This is a genomic window from Shewanella aestuarii, assembly GCF_014647215.1.
GTDB lineage: Bacteria > Pseudomonadota > Gammaproteobacteria > Enterobacterales > Shewanellaceae > Shewanella > Shewanella aestuarii.
Genome location: NZ_BMOT01000003.1, coordinates 102,688 through 122,486, shown reverse-complemented (window position 1 = coordinate 122,486; position 19,799 = coordinate 102,688). Strand labels below are relative to the sequence as shown.

Annotated in this window: 20 protein-coding genes; 10 read left to right on the top strand and 10 right to left on the bottom strand. The window is 40.3% G+C overall.

The genetic code is table 11. The features are described from left to right. Nucleotides 1-454 precede the first annotated feature (454 nt). From IEY03_RS06545 to IEY03_RS06525, 5 genes are all read right to left on the bottom strand, one after another. Complete coding sequence (locus IEY03_RS06545; RefSeq protein WP_188840553.1) at nt 455-2,524, bottom strand: TonB-dependent receptor; 2,070 nt, start codon at nt 2,522-2,524, stop codon at nt 455-457. Nucleotides 2,525-2,787: 263 nt separating this feature from the next. Further along, complete coding sequence (gene luxS / locus IEY03_RS06540) at nt 2,788-3,297, bottom strand: S-ribosylhomocysteine lyase (RefSeq protein ID WP_188840721.1); 510 nt, start codon at nt 3,295-3,297, stop codon at nt 2,788-2,790. 339 nt (nt 3,298-3,636) lie between these two features. Further along, complete coding sequence (locus tag IEY03_RS06535; RefSeq protein WP_188840552.1) at nt 3,637-4,731, bottom strand: TRAP transporter substrate-binding protein; 1,095 nt, start codon at nt 4,729-4,731, stop codon at nt 3,637-3,639. A gap of 136 nt (nt 4,732-4,867) precedes the next feature. Next, nucleotides 4,868-5,167 (bottom strand): BolA family protein, encoded by a 300-nt coding sequence (locus IEY03_RS06530; protein WP_188840551.1) that lies wholly within the window; start codon nt 5,165-5,167, stop codon nt 4,868-4,870. Between the two features lie 99 nt (nt 5,168-5,266). After that, nucleotides 5,267-5,956, bottom strand: a complete 690-nt coding sequence (locus tag IEY03_RS06525; RefSeq protein WP_229778218.1) for an alpha-ketoglutarate-dependent dioxygenase AlkB family protein — start codon at nt 5,954-5,956, stop codon at nt 5,267-5,269. A 49-nt stretch (nt 5,957-6,005) separates the two neighbouring features. Between IEY03_RS06525 and IEY03_RS06520 the strand changes: the two genes are divergently transcribed. Further along, nucleotides 6,006-6,614 (top strand): PH domain-containing protein, encoded by a 609-nt coding sequence (locus IEY03_RS06520; protein ID WP_188840550.1) that lies wholly within the window; start codon nt 6,006-6,008, stop codon nt 6,612-6,614. Then, nucleotides 6,607-8,187, top strand: coding sequence for a PH domain-containing protein (locus IEY03_RS06515; protein ID WP_188840549.1), 1,581 nt, complete (start codon nt 6,607-6,609; stop codon nt 8,185-8,187). The genes IEY03_RS06520 and IEY03_RS06515 overlap by 8 nt, the downstream gene beginning before the upstream one ends. Before the next feature lie 633 nt (nt 8,188-8,820). On the opposite strand, the gene IEY03_RS06510 is transcribed toward IEY03_RS06515, so the two are convergent. Further along, nucleotides 8,821-9,252 (bottom strand): universal stress protein, encoded by a 432-nt coding sequence (locus tag IEY03_RS06510; RefSeq protein WP_188840548.1) that lies wholly within the window; start codon nt 9,250-9,252, stop codon nt 8,821-8,823. Nucleotides 9,253-9,593: 341 nt separating this feature from the next. Between IEY03_RS06510 and IEY03_RS06505 the strand changes: the two genes are divergently transcribed. The 6 genes from IEY03_RS06505 to IEY03_RS06480 all read left to right on the top strand — a co-directional run bounded on the left by IEY03_RS06505 (nt 9,594) and on the right by IEY03_RS06480 (nt 15,104). Continuing rightward, nucleotides 9,594-11,018, top strand: a complete 1,425-nt coding sequence (locus IEY03_RS06505) for a coniferyl aldehyde dehydrogenase (RefSeq protein WP_188840547.1) — start codon at nt 9,594-9,596, stop codon at nt 11,016-11,018. Between the two features lie 12 nt (nt 11,019-11,030). Continuing rightward, the gene (locus IEY03_RS06500; protein ID WP_188840546.1) at nt 11,031-11,624 is read left to right on the top strand and encodes a TetR/AcrR family transcriptional regulator; all 594 of its coding nucleotides are present in this window, start codon (nt 11,031-11,033) and stop codon (nt 11,622-11,624) included. Between the two features lie 181 nt (nt 11,625-11,805). Then, nucleotides 11,806-12,690: a MipA/OmpV family protein gene (locus IEY03_RS06495; protein WP_188840545.1), complete on the top strand. Its 885-nt coding sequence runs from the start codon at nt 11,806-11,808 to the stop codon at nt 12,688-12,690. A 17-nt stretch (nt 12,691-12,707) separates the two neighbouring features. Further along, the gene (locus IEY03_RS06490) at nt 12,708-13,112 is read left to right on the top strand and encodes a DUF3019 domain-containing protein (protein WP_308424618.1); all 405 of its coding nucleotides are present in this window, start codon (nt 12,708-12,710) and stop codon (nt 13,110-13,112) included. Continuing rightward, the gene (locus tag IEY03_RS06485) at nt 13,112-13,825 is read left to right on the top strand and encodes a winged helix-turn-helix domain-containing protein (RefSeq protein ID WP_188840543.1); all 714 of its coding nucleotides are present in this window, start codon (nt 13,112-13,114) and stop codon (nt 13,823-13,825) included. Before IEY03_RS06490 ends, IEY03_RS06485 begins: the two co-directional genes overlap by 1 nt. Nucleotides 13,826-13,841: 16 nt before the next feature. Continuing rightward, the gene (locus tag IEY03_RS06480; RefSeq protein ID WP_188840542.1) at nt 13,842-15,104 is read left to right on the top strand and encodes an ATP-binding protein; all 1,263 of its coding nucleotides are present in this window, start codon (nt 13,842-13,844) and stop codon (nt 15,102-15,104) included. A 26-nt stretch (nt 15,105-15,130) separates the two neighbouring features. Here the strand turns inward: IEY03_RS06480 and IEY03_RS06475 are convergent, their stop codons facing one another. Next, nucleotides 15,131-15,412, bottom strand: a complete 282-nt coding sequence (locus tag IEY03_RS06475) for a DUF1289 domain-containing protein (protein WP_188840541.1) — start codon at nt 15,410-15,412, stop codon at nt 15,131-15,133. Nucleotides 15,413-15,496: 84 nt separating this feature from the next. Between IEY03_RS06475 and IEY03_RS06470 the strand changes: the two genes are divergently transcribed. Continuing rightward, the gene (locus tag IEY03_RS06470) at nt 15,497-16,072 is read left to right on the top strand and encodes a DUF4136 domain-containing protein (protein WP_188840540.1); all 576 of its coding nucleotides are present in this window, start codon (nt 15,497-15,499) and stop codon (nt 16,070-16,072) included. A 255-nt stretch (nt 16,073-16,327) separates the two neighbouring features. On the opposite strand, the gene IEY03_RS06465 is transcribed toward IEY03_RS06470, so the two are convergent. Together IEY03_RS06465 and IEY03_RS06460 are read right to left on the bottom strand one after the other, a co-directional pair. Then, complete coding sequence (locus IEY03_RS06465; protein ID WP_188840539.1) at nt 16,328-17,473, bottom strand: HlyD family secretion protein; 1,146 nt, start codon at nt 17,471-17,473, stop codon at nt 16,328-16,330. Next, a complete protein-coding gene (locus tag IEY03_RS06460) occupies nt 17,473-17,865 on the bottom strand; it encodes a DUF3302 domain-containing protein (protein WP_188840538.1) in 393 nt (130 codons plus the stop codon). Before IEY03_RS06460 ends, IEY03_RS06465 begins: the two co-directional genes overlap by 1 nt. Before the next feature lie 222 nt (nt 17,866-18,087). Here IEY03_RS06460 and purT point away from each other — a divergent pair, with 222 nt between their 5' ends. Further along, the gene (gene purT / locus IEY03_RS06455; RefSeq protein WP_188840719.1) at nt 18,088-19,263 is read left to right on the top strand and encodes a formate-dependent phosphoribosylglycinamide formyltransferase; all 1,176 of its coding nucleotides are present in this window, start codon (nt 18,088-18,090) and stop codon (nt 19,261-19,263) included. Nucleotides 19,264-19,347: 84 nt separating this feature from the next. On the opposite strand, the gene IEY03_RS06450 is transcribed toward purT, so the two are convergent. Further along, nucleotides 19,348-19,788 carry a hypothetical protein gene (locus tag IEY03_RS06450; protein ID WP_188840537.1) on the bottom strand — a complete coding sequence of 147 codons (441 nt, stop codon included), beginning with the start codon at nt 19,786-19,788 and terminating at the stop codon, nt 19,348-19,350. Between the last annotated feature and the right edge of the window lie 11 nt (nt 19,789-19,799).

The following is a 19,799-nucleotide window of genomic DNA, read 5'->3' as shown; positions in this document are numbered from 1 at the left end:
GACAATGCGCCACGTTCCGCTACAAAAACAATATGTTAACAAACATACCATTATTGAGCTAGCGCAGGTTTAACACGGAAATGCGATCGTAATCACGCTGGTCGCGCGCATTTTACCCCAAATATGAGACTATCGCCACGAAAATAATAGGTGTTTTCAAACCAGTGCACCAACTTTGCTCCCTTTAGAAGAGTAAAGCCGAGTGTGGCGTTATAACCAATCGATAATAGCGTGGAGGCACCGTGCGATTAAAACTATAGCACTAATTTTAAAAGAAATATTTTTGAAAGGAAATTTTTTAAATATTAGAAGTCATAAATAAAGCCCTCGCTAAATTGCCGAGGGCTTTAACATTTTTTAAACACAAGCTGATTATTTATCAACTAGAACAAGCTTTACCATAGAATGTACAGGCAAGCTTAAAGTGTTAACGTTAACCGATATTATGGAATAATTAAAAATGTCCTTGATAGCCGATATAAGTTGTCATTTCATTTTGCGCTAACATGCCCATTTGATAATTTTTAGCGACCAAATCTTCATCTAATACATTCTCGACGCGCACATATAATTCATGTGTAGCTGTCATTTGATACTTTGCAGCCAAATCGACTTTAAGCTGAGAATCAACACCATAATTACCTGGCGTAAGTGCATTGCCTGTTTCGGACTGATATAGGCCATTCGCAACTAGGCTAAATTGCCCCATCACTAAACCAACACTGGCACTCAATTGTTGCTCAGGTACCCAAGGTAACTGCTCACCATCTCTATAACATCCAAGTATAATGTCACAACTAGACTGACCAAATTCTGCTTGAGAGTAGGTATAGGCTAACGTCATAGGGATTGAAAAACTGTCAAATGTCATATTGTAATCAAGGTTTACATCAACGCCAGTAACCGTAACATCTTTTAAATTTACTTGAGTCGCTTCTTGATAAGGTAAGCAATTCATTCCCCACTGACAAGTCACATGCTGATTATCAAAATCATGCATATAGGTACTAAGGCCTGCAACAAATGCCCCTTGCTGGTAATGCAATGCTAATTGATATTGCAGCGCCTCTTGTGCAAGTTGTTGAGTATTCCCCGCAGACGCGGCTGTCCAAGCTTGCTTAGTACTTAAGGCAAAAAGCCATGCATCATTTTTATACGCCACTTCAATAGCAGGTAACCAACCGTCATCAGAAAAATCAGCCTCTGTGATTAAATCGGTATTCGCCCCAAGTTCTCTTACTACACTAACATGCTCGTAGCCTAGACCAATATTGACAGACCAAGCATCATAGTTAAGTTTAGTATTCACAGCTGTGGTGATAGCATCCGCTTTATCAGTATAATCAGATACCCCATAGATGTTATCTTGCACAGCTAAGTTAAGGTTTTCGCCAACAAGATAATCCAACTGCCCCACTTTGATTTCAGCTTTATCACTGTGATATCTAGCCTGATAAGTCACCTCATGGGCTCCATACATACTGATCCCTTTGGTTTGCACACCAAAACCATCAAAATCGTTGTCGGCTATTGCAGTATTCGTTGTTAACCCTTGGGATGTTGGATTTTTTTCGAAATCGGAAAGTTGTTGCAACAATTGACGATTAATCAATTGATCATCAACGAACAATGTATCCTGTCCGCCTTGACTGAAACTCTGATAATAAAAGTCGGTAAACATTGTTGAACCACTTAAGTCAACTTGGTGCGCTAAGGCATAACGTTGACGTTTACCTGTTTCATAATCTAATTGAGTTGCGGCATAACGAGTGTTAGGCGAGAGTGAGAAATCGTTTTCAGTCAAGCCGATACTACTGTTATCAAGTGTTGTATCGGTAAAGTGGTAACTGAACTGTGTTGTTTGTGGATTACGTGCACCTGCTAAACTGGCAGCATTAATTTTAAAGAGAATATCGGTTTTTTCATGTTTATTGTCGAAGCTGGTTTTAAATCCGGCATCATCTTCACTTTTTTGATAATCAACCCCCAACAGCATGCCATATTCTTTAGTCTTACCACTGACAATTAATCCACCAGCAGGAGAACCATCAGCATTGGACTCGATATTAACAATGGCATCTGTGTCACGATCACTAATTTCAGCCGTAGTATAATTAAGCACACCAAAAGAGCCTTGACCGCCCTGACCTACATTCGTGTGCTTGATGCTTGAAACCGAAGATTGAAAAAACAAATTAGGTAATGAAACAAGATTTTTAGCTGAGTAAGGTGCTGCAGAATAAAAAATATTGTCTTGCATCACAGCGATGCCGTTGCTTGCACCGCGAATTGAGATAGGGTTATCGGCATTAGCTACACTAGGGTGGACGGTTACCCCTGATTGAGCAAGTAAATTAGACGATTGACGATAATGAAATAAGGAGACATCAGCCTGTCCCAAATCGATATGGGAGTTTTTCTCTTCAAAAGACTCGGTTAAGGTATCGGCGATACTTGGGAAGCTACCCAATATTAACACCACAGCAGACGCAACCATTGAAACACTAAAAGAGCGCTCAGACATATCAATCTCCATATTCATTCTTGTTCTTATAAAATGTAAGCTTAGTGTTATATACAATAACCGTTTCAGCAACATAAAAACAGCATCGGCCACAACCCGATAAAGAATAGCTAACATCTTGTATTACTTAAATCGTAATTATCGAACAAACTCCTTTTTTTACAACATCTTAATAATTCGCTACTCAATTTAATTGTTAGCCGATAATGCTGCAGACACAAAAAAAGCGACTATGCGCCGCTTTTTGAAATACTGCAATAAGATCAAAGCGTCCCTAAAATCTCACCACTTAATGCCAGATCGTCGTTTTTATTCACACTCACACCCGCCGCTATGATGTTTTTTGCAATATCTTGTGCTTGTTCAAGCGAGTGCATTTCATAGGTTCCACATTGATATTCATTTAGCTCAGGAATATCTTTTTGCTGTGTGACTTTCAAGACATCTTCCATTGCCGCAAGCCAAGCATTAGCTACATCTTGCTCTGAAGGTTGGCCAATCAGGCTCATATAAAAACCGGTACGGCAGCCCATAGGGGAAATATCAATAATCTCGACACTGTCACCATTTAAATGATCGCGCATAAAACCTGCAAATAAATGCTCAAGCGTGTGAATGCCTCGCTCACTGAGTATATCTTTATTTGGTGCGCAAAAACGTAAATCAAACACAGTAATCGTGTCGCCTTTAGGCGTGCTCATATGTTTAGCAACTCTTACTGCAGGCGCATTCATACGGGTATGGTCTACGGTAAAACTGTCTAATAACGGCATGGTTTTCTCCCAAAAATGGATACGTTTACAGGTTAGAATATTAACAAACGTATTTAACGATAATGGCGCTATAGTAACATTAACATTCACTAACTCTCTAGCGTCATCAATAAAACTAAGTCAGTGATTATTTTCATCTAGGCATAAAATACATGCAACGCCTTAAAAACGGTTATCTATATTTCACCTTTAGGGGCGTCAAACAAAAGCTCAAGCCTAATGTTGCTCTAAACATAAGGCTTGTTCACAGGACAAAATGGTGAAAAATAACCGCTTAACACATTAATAGATGATTAGGTTAATCCGGTTTATTGATAAGCAATAACACACCCAATATCCCTAGGAGCTGGTCATCTGTGCTAATGCATGTTCAGTATATTGAAAATAGCGTTGAACTTGTTGCTCATTTTCTAGATAAGCTTGAAGTACCTTTTTGAACATAGGATCTTTTTCGGCTTCAGCAAATAACACTGCATCTCTGGTACTTTTGAGTTGTTTAATGACCTCATTAGGAAAACGTTTTAATTGCACATTGTGCTCATTGATTAAGGTATTTAACGCTTCAATATGCCCTTGGGTGTAATCATCTAACATATCTTGATTAACGGCTCTTGCCGCTGTGATGATAATTTGCTGTAAGTCATCGGGTAGTGCTAAAAAGGCTTGTTGATTAATGATGAACTCCATATTTGCGCCAGGTGAATGCCACCCTGGGTAATAATAATATTGAGCCACCTGATATAGACCAAGAGGCAAATCATTATAGGGCCCGACCCATTCTGCCGCGTCAATAGCACCATTTTTTAAGGCGCCATAAAGTTCTCGCCCCGCAAGCCCACCAACCGGCACGCCGCCTACTTGCTTTAAAACCTCACCACCAATACCTGGCAAGCGCATTTTAAGGCCGTTTAAATCTTCAATTGAATTAATCGTTTTATCAAACCATCCCCCCATTTGCATACCCGTATTTCCACCCGCCATAGGAATAATACCAAATGGTTGATAAACCTCTTGCCATAACGCCATACCACCGCCGTGATATAACCAAGCATTCATTTGCTGGGCATTCAAACCAAAAGGAATTGATGAAAAAAACTGTGCCGCAGGAACTTTGCCTTTCCAATAAAATGAAGCGCTATGGCCCATTTGCACTTTACCTTCGCTTACACCATCAAATACTGACAAAGCCGGCATCAATTCGCCTGCGCCGTAAACACTAATATGTAAACGGCCATTGGACATGCGGTTGACCTGTTGGGCAAAATTTTCAGGAGCCATGCCTAAACCGGGCAAATTTTTAGGCCACGATGTTGCTAATCGCCACTCGATCACACTAGATCTAGTTTCAAGCGCATTATCAGTTGTTGAAGGTTCTTGCAGTTTACAAGATGGGAGTAACAACACGAGAATTAACATCGGCATGAGGCGATACATCTAGATATCCTTTTCTAATTGTATTACAAGTAAGAGATTGTTATAGAACAAAAATAATACTATACCCAAGGCTAAAAATAAGGGCAACAAAAAAACCTCACTATAAGTGAGGCTTTTATTTATTACTTAGACTAAATTAGCCTTTACAATTTGGCGTTCTAGGTACTTCTTCGATATTTTGCCATTCTACGTCGGTATAAGTGTTGATGGATAGAGCATGAACACCGTTTGCTAACTCATCAGCAAGTACACTATTTACTGCTCTGTGTCTTGCTAATGGGCGCTGCCCATCAAACTGCTCGCTGACAATGACAACTTTAAAGTGAGTTTCAGAATTAGGTGGCACATGATGACGATTACTTTCGTTAATAACTTCAAGATGTGATGGCGAAAACAACTGATTCAGTTTATCAGTGATTGTCTGTGCAACTGACATAATGACCTACTCTTGGGTGCTTAAAAATCGAAGATTACTGGGTTAACACTTAAACGTCAAACACTCACATGGCAAAACGTTAACTGTAAAGCTCGTTTTCTAGTAATTAGCTTTTGCTCGATAAAAATTAGGCGAAATTAATCTAAAGGTAAAATTAATCCGTGGCTTTGTTACGGCTAAACGCTTAGGCAACGCATGTTGCCATGTTTGCTGCATACTAGGTGCCATAATGATTAAGTCACCTGAACATGGAGCATACGTCACTTTCTGCTGGCTTGCTTTATGACGCACCACAAAGTCTCGACAAGCCCCTATCGTGATTGAAGCTATCGAACTTCCCGCCACAATTTCTGGTTCATCATCACTGTGCCAGCCCATACAATCATTTCCGTCTTTGTAATGATTAACCAGCACAGCATTAAAATTAAGCTGACAACGATTGAGTAACGTTTGACGCAACTTTGTTAATATCGGTGGCCAGGGCAAAGGATTGATTAAGGTTTTTGAATATTTGCAATCACAGCCATCATCACCAAACCAGGCTTGAGTGCGGGGAATAGTGTGTTTTTTTCCGAATACTTCAATTTCAATTTTAGTCAGTGGGTAATAACTCACTTCATTCAACAGTAATTGTTGCTGACGCTGATTCAGAAAGTTTGGGTGCAGCGTAACAGGAGGAACAATCACGCTCGGATCACATTGGTCAAATAAATCCAAAGTCATAGTAAGCTGTAAATCCTTGGTTGGCAGTTTGAATAGTAATAAAAGTAAACCTCTACCATACGACATAAAATGTCGTTATAGTATCAACCGGGTATAAAAAGACTAATGGATTAACATGAACGATATTGATCATCAAAATCAATCCTTACCGAATACAGATATTTACCAACACGGTGAGCCATTGCACCCTCAGCAATTGACTCCGCTAACTGAGTTAGTATTAACTCACGTCGATAATAACTACCCTAAATTACAACTCTATTTTGCTGGTACAGTATACAGCCTAATTGCGACAATAGTTTGCCTCGCTATTGGATTTATAGCCCCTTTCTCGGTTACAGCCAAATTACTGCTTATACTCTTCATTTTAATACTCGCGGCGCTGATCATTCGCTTAACTTACTTAAAAGCGTTAACCATTTGCTACGGGATTTTTAAAGATGAACTGATCATGCGACAGGGCTTAATTTGGATGTCAACTACAGCATTGCCTTATACTCGTTTGCAGCACGTTAATTTATCTCAAGGTCCGCTGGAGCGCCAATATCAACTAGTAACACTAAAATGTTTTAGTGCAGGTTCAGGAGAAGCTGAAATCCATTTGCCGGGACTGAATGCCGACATTGCCGAACATTTACGCCAACACCTAATGCATCAAGCCGCAGAGAACCAAGCGCCTGATCCAAAAATGATGACAGCGACTTTAGACTCAATCCATGAGTGACCTGCAATCACAGAAACTCGAAACTCAAAAGGATACGAGTTCACCGGCATTATTTGTTGATTGGCAAGCTTTATCGCCTTGGTCGATCCTCAGTTTTATCTTGGGTTCATTAAAAAATATATTCAGTAATGGCTATGCGTTAATCCCAATATTTTACGCTGGTTGGATGAATGATATTTCACTATTTTGGATCATTGATGCTGCAGTCATTATCATAGGGTTATTAACCACTTTTGCTTTTATTCAATGGCGAAAATTTCGTTATCGGATTAGATCAAATCAACTAGATGTTAAACGCGGACTTTTTTTTACCAAAAAAGATGAGATCCCACTTAACAGAATTCAAAACATTCGTTTTGAACAACCCTTTTACTTTAAGCCACTCAAACTGGCAGTATTAGTGATTGAAACAGCAGGCTCAAGTAAAGACGAAGCAAGGCTATCAGCTATTGATGCGCAGCACGCACATGTTTTAAAACAGCAATTACTGCAACTTAAACCCCACGAGGTTGAATCATCGCAGCAACCCAAAAATGTCGACGCTGCAGCCGAAGACATGTCGATAAACCAACCAATCATCACCCGCAGTTTAAAAGAGTTAATTCTATTTGGGTTTTATCAAAATAATTTTATTTGGTTTGCCATTATCGCAGGCCCTATAGCGGGTCAAATCCAGTGGGAAGAGATTGTTCAAACAAGACTTTTTCAACAACTCATTACTTGGGTTAATCACACCACCCATGAAAGCTTTATGCTGCAATTAGTCTTGTTTGTTGGGATCTTTATTGCTGGGTATTTGTTATTTTCTGCAATTTCAATTCTAGCCTCAGTGCTAAAGTATTACCCCTATACACTAGATAAACGCCAACAAACACTGCAAAGAAGTGGAGGTGTTATTGCGCATCAACAAGATGCGTTAGCGATAAAACGTATACAGGTGATCCACTTCCACCAACCTTTACTAGCAAGAATGGTAAATCGCTGGACCCTTTACCTTAAACAAGTAAAAGGCAATGAGATAGAAGAAAAAACCCAAAAGCATATGTTAATACCAGCTATAAAACCCAATGAAGTAGAGCGGATATTCAAGCCTCTCACCTCATTAAGCCAAAACCCGATCCATTTACCAGACAGTTATATGCCGATTAATATCGCTTGGTTATATAAACGTATTTGGCTACCTTTTATCCCTTTTACTGCCTTAATGGTTTTAACGTTATTTACGCCATTACCCATTGAGAACGCACTTATTGAAGTCGCATTTGTCGCCGCCTTAGTCGTCTGCACTTTACTTGTTGTCCGCTTTAAAAAGTGGGGGTATTTTTTACAGCATGACGCGATATGGCAACACAGTGGATTATTAGGTAGACATTGGAAGCGCATTCCATTTGAAAAAATTCAACACGTGAAAATCATTCAAACTCGTGCTCAGAAGGAAAAAAATCTTGCTTATCTTGAGCTTGGATTAGCCAGTGGAACGCTTGTGTTTCCCTATATCTCAATAGAAACCGCCAATCTAATAGCCGCTAGAGCATTCAACACGATTTCGCCGCAGTATAAGCAGTGGATTTAATGTTATTTTTCGTGATAGAGCACACTAGATCAAGCCTGTTATTGTTATTAAGATACTTAGTCACAACGCTAATACCTAATACATTCGCATCGTTATGTGGCTAAGGATTAAGCAACTGCTGCAGATAAGAGGATGAAGGTTAACTCATAACTAGATGTCAGTTCACAGTTCACAGTTCACAAGGATATTTTGTCAGGGCTAGTGACACTTATGCTGTCGATTAGTGTTGGTTTATAAGCTATTACCTCAATGCTATTCTGCAAGGCTGACGTTTTATGATGTCATGATTTTACATAAAACGGATAATGGCTTAACACAGCCCATAAAACTAAACCAAGAAAACATTACTTTTACCGCGACTTAACCCAAATAAGCGAATAAGTTTTTTTGCATACAGCTAATATTGGCGACTCAGCTGAATACTTACCAACAGATGACTTAATCTCAGCAGGGTTAAGAGATGAATAAATGACGTTTAAAGCATTCGTATTCAATCAGTTACAGTCAACCATCAACTGAGCACTGATATCAAGGCTAATTTACACGTCACTAGCAGGTCTATTGCAAGTCAATTCGACGAAGTTAGCGGTGCAAAGAACTGTTTGATATCCATTTATCATCTCAAAACTGAGGTTACTTAACCACTAGTACCGGGCAACGGGCTTGATTAGCCACCGACTCCGCCACGTTTTCATGTAAAAAATGCGCCAAACCGGTTCTTCCATGGCTGGCAATCACGACCATACCAATATCTCCAGAATTAGCCTCTGCGACTATCTCAGTTGCAGCATCGCCGCGACGGATAACGGTTTCAATCGGCATAGCAGTATTAAGCCCAGCAAGTAATGAATGCATCTTTTGCGCCGCAATCTCTTCCATATTTTTAGCCAGTTCTTCCGGAGTCACAGCTAACACCATGTAGTTTTCATCACCAAAAGGCTGATCAACAACATGTACTATTCTAATGCCCACATCATAGAGGTTAGCCATTTCGATAGCATATTGAAGAGCATGGGATGCCGTCTCAGAAAAGTCTGTTGGCCATAAAATTGTTTTACTTCGCATAACCACCTCCAGTCATATGGAACTCTCTCGAATCACAATCATCTATGTTCACACGGCGTTGAATCCAACAGATGATGTAAAAGCCACAAGCAAAATTTGTTTAAATAAAGATTAGCCCTGAGATCCCCATAAAGGAACAGGCGTGCGTCTCGTTCCCCCCACGATGTCAGTTTGCTAGTCAGTTTCATTATTAAGTGTAGCCTGTTGCATCGGGCAATTATTGATATAGCTCAAATTATCAACACTTCTTGCTTATATCCGTCGCAGGGATTAATATTAGACCGACTAATCAGTCGGTTTTTTATTAAACCTTAATTGACATTATTTTGCTGGAGTAACTTATGAATATGGCTGTTGAACAACCCCAATTATCACCACTGCAACAATTACTGCACAATCAACGCAGCCATTATTTGTCACACCCTGCACCTAGCTATCAATCCCGAGTAGACAAACTGAGACAACTCAAGCAATTACTTTTGCAGCATCAACCGCAAATTATTGCGGCCTTGATAAAAGACTATGGCCACCGCTCTGAAAACGACACAGTTATTTCAGATATCATGCCGTGCATCAATAACATTAACTACACCCTCAAAAATCTCAAGTCTTGGATGAAACCAAGCAAACGCCATGCGGGTTTATTGCTCTCACCATCAAAAGTGTCAGTGCATTATCAACCATTAGGAGTTGTCGGCATTATTGTTCCGTGGAATTTTCCGGTGATGTTATCTATTGGGCCTTTGATTACAGCTATCGCTGCAGGTAATAGAGCCATGCTGAAAATGTCAGAGTTCACTCCAAATACCAATCAAGTACTTAGAGATATGTTGGGGCAAATTTTTGCAGAAAATGAAGTGGCGTTAGTAGAAGGTGAAGCTAATATCGCGGCGCAATTCTCGGCACTGCCTTTTGATCATATTTTATTTACGGGTTCAACCTTAATTGGTCGCCATGTGATGCGAGCTGCGGCAGAAAACTTAACGCCTGTCACGCTAGAGTTAGGCGGTAAATCTCCAGCGATTATTGCCCCTGACATGCCAATTGAGACCGCCGTTGAGCGATTGATTTTTGGTAAATGTTTAAATGCCGGTCAAATATGTGTCGCACCTGATTACGTGCTATGTCCTGAAGATAAAATTGATGAGTTAATCAAAGCCTACCAAGCTAGATTCAATAAAATGTACCCTGATTTTGATCACAATCCTGATTACGGCAATATTATCAATGACAATCAGTTTGCACGATTAATGAAAGTGATTGACGATGCAAAATCAAAAGGGGCAAGGATTGTTTCAGCATCAAACACTGCAACCGCTATTGATAAACGCAAACTCGCCACCCAATTAATGACACAGGTTAATCCCGACATGCTTGTCATGCAGGATGAGATTTTTGGACCTATCCTGCCTATTATCGGTTATAAGTCGGTTGATGAAGCCATTGGATACGTTAATCAACGTGATAGACCCTTAGCACTGTATATTTTAAGTTTTGATAGCAGCACTCAAGCTCATATTTTACAGCACACCCATTCTGGCGGTGTGTGTATCAATGATACTGTGTTTCATGTCGCCGCTGATGACGCGCCATTTGGAGGCATTGGGCCTTCGGGAATGGGTCACTATCACGGCAAAGAAGGCTTTCTCACCTTCAGCCATGCAAAAACCGTATTAAACAGTGGTAAAATCAATACCGGCATTTTGGTGCATCCACCCTATGGCACATTTATCCAAAAAGCATTGATGAAGTTTTTTTTACGTTAGGAATAACCTCTTGTGACCATCGAACATGCGGTAAAAAAACAAACTGATAAGAAAAACGCCATTTTGGATTCCGCTTTGGCGTTATTTGTCAGCCAAGGGTTTCATGCCACATCCACAGCTTCTATTGCAAAGGCTGCTGGCGTCGCTACCGGAACCCTGTTTCACCACTTTCCGTCAAAAGACAGTATCATCAACCATCTTTTTTTAAATATTAAACAAGAGTTTGCCAATACTATTACTAGTAACAGTCAAGTTATCGGCGATATTGAATTAGATGCAAACGCCCTTTGGCAAAGTGCCATTGATTGGGCCATTGCTCAACCACTAAAACAAAAGTTTTTTTTGCAGTTTTCACTATCCGCAGAGATCAATGCCGCCACACGGCAACAGGCAATGAATGGGATTTTACGGTTTATCGTTGAGTTAATAGAAAAAGGCCAGCAACAAAATATCGTGGCTCACTACCCTATCGATTTATTATTAGAAAATTGCCATGGTCAATATTTAGCCGCCATTCGGTTTTTTACCGACCACCCAGAATTAGGGAAAGATGCATCACATCGTCATGCCAGCTTTCAATTATTCTGGAAAGCCATTAAAGCTTAAAGCAGTTTAATAGGGCTAGAGTTAGTAACACTTTGTATCCAACGGTTGTTAAGTATTAATGCGATAGAGAGATAGTGATAACATGATGTTTATGACTTGTTCCCTATTTAATCCCGAAGTAATAAGAAGGTTAAATATCAGGAATTTAGCGCTAAACACATTGAAGGTTATAAAGTCATTTATGCTTAAATACATACGTAATGTTTTATTATTCTTGATTGCAGCACCACAATTTATGATGCCTGCAGAAGCTGAACCTGTGTGTCTAGCTTCCAGTGACTGCATTACCCAAGGAGAGTGGGAGATCTCATTGGCTATGGGTTATGGCAAGAAAACCAATCCATTACAAGATTATGATGACATTCCATTGTACGTATTGCCATCAATTGCTTACTACGGTGAGCAATGGTTTTTTGACAATGGCAATTTAGGCTACAGCCTAAAAGAAGCGGAAAAGTTTTCTGTCAATCTTGTTACCAGTTACAGCGATGACAGAGCGTTTTTCTACGATTGGGATCCAAGTAATCTTTTTTTAAGTGGGGAGCGCAGCGCCACTGACGTGAATATCATGCCAATGAGAACCATGTCGCGGCAAATAACTGAGCCGCCCAAAGTGTTTGAAGAGTTAGAAAGCCGTCACTTTACCTTTTATGGTGGCATTGAAGCATTTTACTATGCTCGCTGGGGCTTTTTAAAGTTTGCCTACGCCCATGATTTACTGAATGTTCACAATGGTGAAACGCTTCACTTTAGCTGGAATTATGGCATGGCCATTGAACAATGGGTGTTTGATGCCGCATTAAGAGCTGATTGGAAAAGCGCAGAAGTGATTCAATATTATTATGGCGTTAGAGCAAGTGAAAATAGCTACTGGAGCGAGCATTATCGCGCCGATTCGGGCTGGAATACGGGGTTAGAATTAACCACGCGCTACATTATTAATGAGCAATGGAACATTTTAATGGCATTTCGCTATACAGCACTGTCAGATGAAATAACAGATAGCCCATTAGTCAATGAAGATAACAGCCAAAGTTATTTTGTTGGCGCAGCTTATAGGTTTTAACGTTGAAGTATTTCACCATGCGTGCGGCAAAGTGCTTTTGTGGCATATTAATTCTGTCGATGACTGGCTTTAACCTTAAAGCACAAACACTCGAACAACAGGCGCAGCTTAAAGCGACGCCAAATTTGTGCTTAACGGATGATCAATTTAATTACTGTGAAATAGATTTATTATTAACATGGAAAACGGTTAATGATGATCTTGTTTGCATCATATCTGATTATCCAACCATACCGCGTTGGTGCTCGGACGACCCAAGCGTAAAATCTGTCAACTTAACAATAAAAACCGATAAAGATATTCAATTTATACTAGTAAATAAGGACAGTAATCTCACCCTTGCCGGCGTAAAATTGAAAATAAATAAAGCCTCAACTCATCAAGTACGAAGGCGCTATCGGAACCCCTGGAGTTTATTTTAATGACCACGCCACAATTTACGCATAGAGTGCTATTAGTTGAAGACGACATTAGACTTGCCAATCTCATTGTTGATTATTTAAAGTCCCACGACATGCACGTTGAAGTTGAACGCCGTGGCGATACTGTATTAACCCGTCTAATCAGCTATAAGCCTGATATTATTTTACTCGACATTATGTTACCCGGTCTTGACGGTTTAAGCCTTTGTGAAAAACTGCCTGACTATTTTTCTGGCCCAATTTTATTAATGAGTGCACTTGGCAGCAATGAAGATCAAATTAAAGGTCTTGAATTAGGTGCAGACGACTACATAGTTAAGCCTGTAGACCCTGCTTTATTAGTCGCTAGAATGAATAACTTACTGCGTCGCCAAGCACAGCCAAACAAACCAGAATCACATTGTCTTAACTTCGGCAAACTCAGTATCGATCCTCATACTCAGGCCATTCGCTTAGGCAATACCGAAGTCGACCTAACCAGTCATGAATTTGAGTTGTTATGGCTACTTGCCTCCCAAGCGGGGCAAATACTCAGTCGCCAGTATATCTACCAATACCTGTTAAACATCGATTTTGACGGTAAAGACAGAAAAATTGATGTACGCATTTCACGTCTTCGTAAAAAACTCGGTGATAGCATTGAAACGCCTTTCCGGATTAAAACGGTATGGGGGCAAGGCTATTTATTTGCCCCAGAAGCGTGGAATAATTAAATGAGTTTCGAATAAATTGAAACGTCTATTCATCAGCCTGTATCTCTTATTAAGCTTAAGCTTTTTAGGGATCGGCTGGACTTTAGATAGTCTATGGCAAAACCATTTTGAAGATAATGGCGATATCGATGCACCTCTGATTGCGTTAGCATTAATACTTTCTAAGCACCCTGAAGTAGAACGCCAATTGTTGCTTGATGAAATAAGCGAGCAACACGCGTTTCCGCTTCAACTGCTGGCGCGAGATCAAATTGCCTTAAACGGCAACATGCAGTTGTCGCATAATGAGGTTCTCACCACTCAAACAGATAAGACTCAATTGCAATTCATCGCTGTGGATAATCAGGTGCTGATAGCAGGTCCGTTTGATATTGACCCCCGTGATAAATTGCGCGGCATTTTTACCATCATCTTCTATGTGTCTTTGGCTTTGGTTGCACTCGTTTGGGTATGGCCTTTGTCTCGAGATTTAAAAGTGCTTCGAAGTGCAACAAAAAAGTTTGGTGAAGCACATTGGGATACCCGCATCGAGCTCAATGGCCGCTCTCAAGTTGCACCTTTGGCACTGACATTTAATGATATGGCACAGCACATTAGTGGGCTGATTGATAACCAAAAACATCTCACTAACGCAGTGTCGCATGAAATCAGAACGCCGTTAGCCAGACTAAAGTTTGCCCTCGCCTTGCTACCTAAATATTGTTTACCTGACAGTGATATTCAGCAGCGCACTCACTTTTTACATGAGATGCAAACTGATATCAAAGAAATGGAAGATTTACTGCAAGAGTTGCTTACTTATGCCAGCTTAGAAACCATGCAAATTGAGCCAGTATTGGAAAATTGTGAGTTAGTCAGTATCAGTAAACAGCTTATCATTAGATTAAAAGATTTGAGTGAGCACCACATTGAGTTAACTTGGCCTGAACTGCACGATGAAATATATATAAAAGGTGAAGGTTCATTGGTTGAACGCGCGATTCAAAATCTGATTATCAATGCCCAGCGTTATGCAAAATCCAAAATTAACATCGACCTCAGTAGCGATCAAAGTCACATTTACTTATCTGTCAGCAATGATGGCCCCAGTATAGCTTTGGAAGACCAACCGCATATATTTGAAGCTTTTTATCGGAGTCAGTCGCAATTTCATGGTAACAAGGGACATGGGTTGGGATTAGCGATTATAAAAAGGATCATGTTGCGCCATCGTGGTAACGTCAGCATATTTAGCAATGAAGAAAAAACAGCATTTACGTTAAGCTGGCCTAAAAGCTAATCCAGTTTAAACTGATTTCTATCGCCTTAGACATCGTTATCATTCGGTTCTTCAAAGTCCAATTGAGTATTAATACTGGCTTGTAATTGCTGTTGCTGTAATTTTCTAGCATGAAAAACAGCATATTGACGGCGTTTTTTCCGTTGGGCGCACAAACGAATTACATCTTGTTTTTGCAGTTCAGAAAAACTCATCCAATTAAAACGCTCATCACGACTACGAAAACAACCCAAGCAATATCCTTTAGGATCTGACTGGCAAATACCTTTACAGGGGCTTGGTACGGCAAAAAAACTTAATTGTTCCATAGTAGAGCGTAATTAACTTATTGACGATATAGTTAAGGTTATACTAATAGCAGTAAAATTGTACAATTTTTGGAGAGTCTAATTATGTTGCAGTACACTTTTTGCCTAAATGCTTATCGCAGAGGTTTCTCGGCCTCAGTATTGCTAATGGCTAGCTTGGTCATATCTGGCTGCCAAAGTACTGTTAAAAATGACTATGATGTTAATTATGACTTCAGCAAACTGAACAGCTTTACGCTATTAGATGTCGTTAATGCCGAAGACCCGCTTACCGTTCAACGGGTACGTGAAGACATTATTCAAACCCTGACCCAGCAAGGTTTTACACCACAAGCAAAACCTAGCGATTTTAGCGTGAGCTTTGCTTTTAAAACCGAAGACAAACCCAAAAGTTCTGGTCTATCGATTGGTTTAGGCACAGGAAGTTGGGGCAATAACGGCGGCGCCAGCATTGGTACCAGTGTCGGGATTCCGATAGGCAGCGACACTGCGAAAATACAAACCATTCAAATCGATATAATCGATCCGACTAATAACCGTTTAATTTGGCGTGGCTCAGATAAATATGATTTCGAAATGGGCGGCCAAGGTAAAGCAGACAAGACAGCTGAAACCGTGCAGCATATCCTCAAACAGTTTCCGCCTAAAAACACTAAATAACCTTCAAAGCCTGATAAATATTGCAAATTTGTCAGCTTAAAACTCAATGCTCAAGAAGCCAAAAGCAAGATGTAAGAAGCAAAGAGCAAGGTTCATTCTAAAGTTTAACAACTGACATGATTGATCGATGTCGTAACTTGAGCTAGCAATAAAAACGTCCGCTGTTGCGGACGTTATTATTTCGGGCTTGAGAAGCCAACTCGACTCACTTTAGTCAATCGTTCTGACTGCTACTCAAATAATGCCATTTGGCTATTAGTGCCCCTCTGCAAAGAGGTAATTTAACCAACCTTGCATTCTAAGTAGTACTTTTCGCATAACAGACACGTGGCTAAAGTGCTCAGTATAAATTGCAGCTTGCCCTGCGACACCTGCGGGCAAAGAGTTAATGACCTCGCTGTCATCAAGATCAATTAATACTATCACTCGGCCTCGTTGAAATAAGCGACTCGATGACTGCAAACTGCCACTGAATTGAATTTCCCCTTCAGCCATAGCTGGCAATATTTTAGCGACTTTACCTTTGAAAACCACACCAGGAACCGCATCAATAATCACTTCAGCTTCATCACCTTCTTTTAAACGCAGTAATGAGTTTTGCCAAAATGCACCAGCAAAGTAACGCTCTTCATCAGGGATAAATGTTAATGCTGGACGAAGTGGAAGTGGCACCGCCATCACGCCTTCTCGCAACGCTAGCTGAGTGACGACACCGTCCGCCGGCGCGCGTACAACAGTTTGCTCTAGTTCAAATTGCGCTTTATCAAGTTCAGCCAGCAGGCCTGCAACCTTAGTATTGACACCATCGATATTAGACTCATACGCCAAACGATTACGAAGCACTTCTGCTCTTGCCCCATCAAGTTGAGCTAAAGATGCGAGATAAACCTGACGACGGTTATCTAATTCAAGTTCAGTAAATGGGGAGTTTTTCCCGCCTTTTCTTCGCCCTTCTTCGTATCGTCTATATGCTGACTCGGTTCGCGTAGAGTCTGCTTGAGCTTGTTCAAATTTTGCATGTGCAGCCTCGAATGCGGCTTTTAATTGTGGAACTTGCTGTTCAGCCTCTTTCAATGCTGCTTGTTTTTGCATAACGCTTGCAGCATAAGGTGTAGGATCAATTCTGAACAGTATATCGCCTTTTTTAACTGGCATGTTTGGGATGACATTAACTTCTGTCACTATGCCTTTTACGGCAGGGGTAATTGGAATAGAGACAAAGTATTCACGGGCAAATTTGGTATAAGGATGATTGTAGTTCATCAGTAACAACAAGGTACCGATTAACACTATGCCACCTAATATTGCTGTTGGCACAGTCCATTTATTCAATGGGATTTTGAATATTTTAAAAATCGCGATACAAATTGCACCGTAAGTAAGGATAAGTAATAAATCCATTATTTAAGCTCCTTACTATTCGATGTCGCAGCTTGGTCAGAATTAAACTCGGCTGTATGAGTATTTTCCATTAAGGCCAAACGTTGTGATAGGTCAGTGACTTGCTGAATCAACTCTTTTACTTCGCCCTCTAAAATCAACTCTCTTTTACGGCTATCGCTAAATCCCCATCCGCGGTCTTCACGGTATAAGGTGGCCCATATCCATAAAAACGGCCAAATGGCATGTAAGGTAAACAAACTCACCCAACCGGCTATATGCAGCGCATCTTGCTGTGGGTGATTACGTTTTTTAGCTATTTCATAGGGGATATCATGGATAGCAATTACACCATAAAAGATAAAAATGACCACAAAAAACAATACCCCTAACGCGAAGTAATCTAAAAACATTTTAGCCTCCAAGCTAAATTCAACTTTATGTTCACAAATCTTACACAGCCTCTTACAATTTACAACGCTTGTTTTATTGCTAGAACAAGTTAAACAGGTAAATCTATCAAACGTATATCACAAAAATGTATTCAAAAATGGCAACCATGCTTATTGAATAGGTAAACTGTTCTGATATCAGAACACTTAACAAGGTTTATTATGAGTCATTCTTCATTAGAGATTTTAGGTACCCCAAACCGAACTGATGCTGTTAAAGCCATGTTACTTGGGTGTGGTGAGCTGGGCAAAGAAGTTGCCATTGAGCTACAACGTTTTGGTATTGAAGTCATTGGGGTAGACAGATACCCCAACGCTCCGGCCATGCAAGTCGCACACCGTTACCATGTGATTAATATGTTAGATGGCGCAGCATTATCCGCTGTCATAGAGTCTGAAAAGCCGGATATTGTGATCCCAGAAATTGAAGCGATTGCTACCGATACTTTAGTCTCTCTGGAGGCAAAGGGCTTGAATGTGGTGCCTTGCGCGCAAGCGGCAAAACTTACCATGGACAGAGAAGGTATTCGTCGTCTTGCTGCTGAAACATTAGGCTTACCCACATCAGCTTATTTTTTCTGCGACAACCTAGATGAACTCACCATCGCAATTAACCAAATAGGTTTTCCCTGTGTCATCAAGCCTGTGATGAGCTCGTCAGGCAAAGGCCAAAGTATCATTAGGTCAGCAGAAGATATTCAACCGTCATGGGATTATGCTCAACAAGGTGGAAGAGCGGGTCAAGGACGCGTAATTGTCGAGGCTTTTATCAAGTTTGATTATGAAATTACGCTACTAACTATCAATGCCATTGACGGGATTCATTTTTGCGATCCTATCGGCCATCGACAGGAAGATGGCGATTACCGTGAGTCATGGCAGCCTCAGAGTATGCCAGATCATGTGTTGGAAAAAGCGCAAATAGTGGCGATGAAAGTGGTAAAAGCATTAGGTGGATTTGGACTATTTGGTGTTGAGTTATTTATTCAAGGCGATGAGGTATATTTCTCTGAAGTCTCGCCTCGCCCACACGATACCGGACTTGTCACGTTAATCAGCCAAGACTTATCCGAATTTGCCTTACATGTGCGTGCTATTTTAGGATTACCGATTGGCAAAATAACCCAATATGGGCCTTGTGCATCTGCAGTTATTTTAGGTGAAGGTAAGTCAGACAATATTCGTTTTCAAGGAATGGGTAAAGCATTAGCTTTGCCAGATACTCAACTCAGATTATTTGGCAAACCGGATATCGATGGTCGTAGAAGATTAGGCGTTGCTTTAGCTAAAGATAACAACATCGACAATGCGATAACAAAAGCCAAGAAGGTTGCTGCAGAAATTACCGTTATTCTGTAACGAAGAATATTAACCTAAGCCATAGTTTAAAGAATATACGCCATGTTTCATAATATGGCGTTTCTGTTTATTGACGATACGTTATTAACGACGAGGTAAAGCTTTATCGGCAAGATGGTAATGAACCAGCATAAAAAACCTAAATAACGATTTGAGTTTAAGCTGCTGATCATTTTGACCTGCTGCAATGAGTTTTTGCAAAAGGTTCAATCTTAAATAGGCTCGTTCGATTAACTTATCAGCGTTCCAATGCAAATATTTTTCAAACTCTTTGTAGCCATTAATTGTTGAGCTTTTTAATGGCTTAGAATGAATAGTACTCGATTGCTGCATAAGTTGTTTAAACACGCTACTTTCCAATCCCGCCACTATCACATCGCAGGGTAACTGTTGTTTAAAAGCAGATGCCATAAAATGAATATTCGATTCCATTTCGAATTGCAGTTGGCGTAAATTGATATCAGAGGCTTTCTTTAAATTGCGTTCTTTGTCGAATACATCATACAGTTCTTTATAAATACTCATGTGAATTCCGG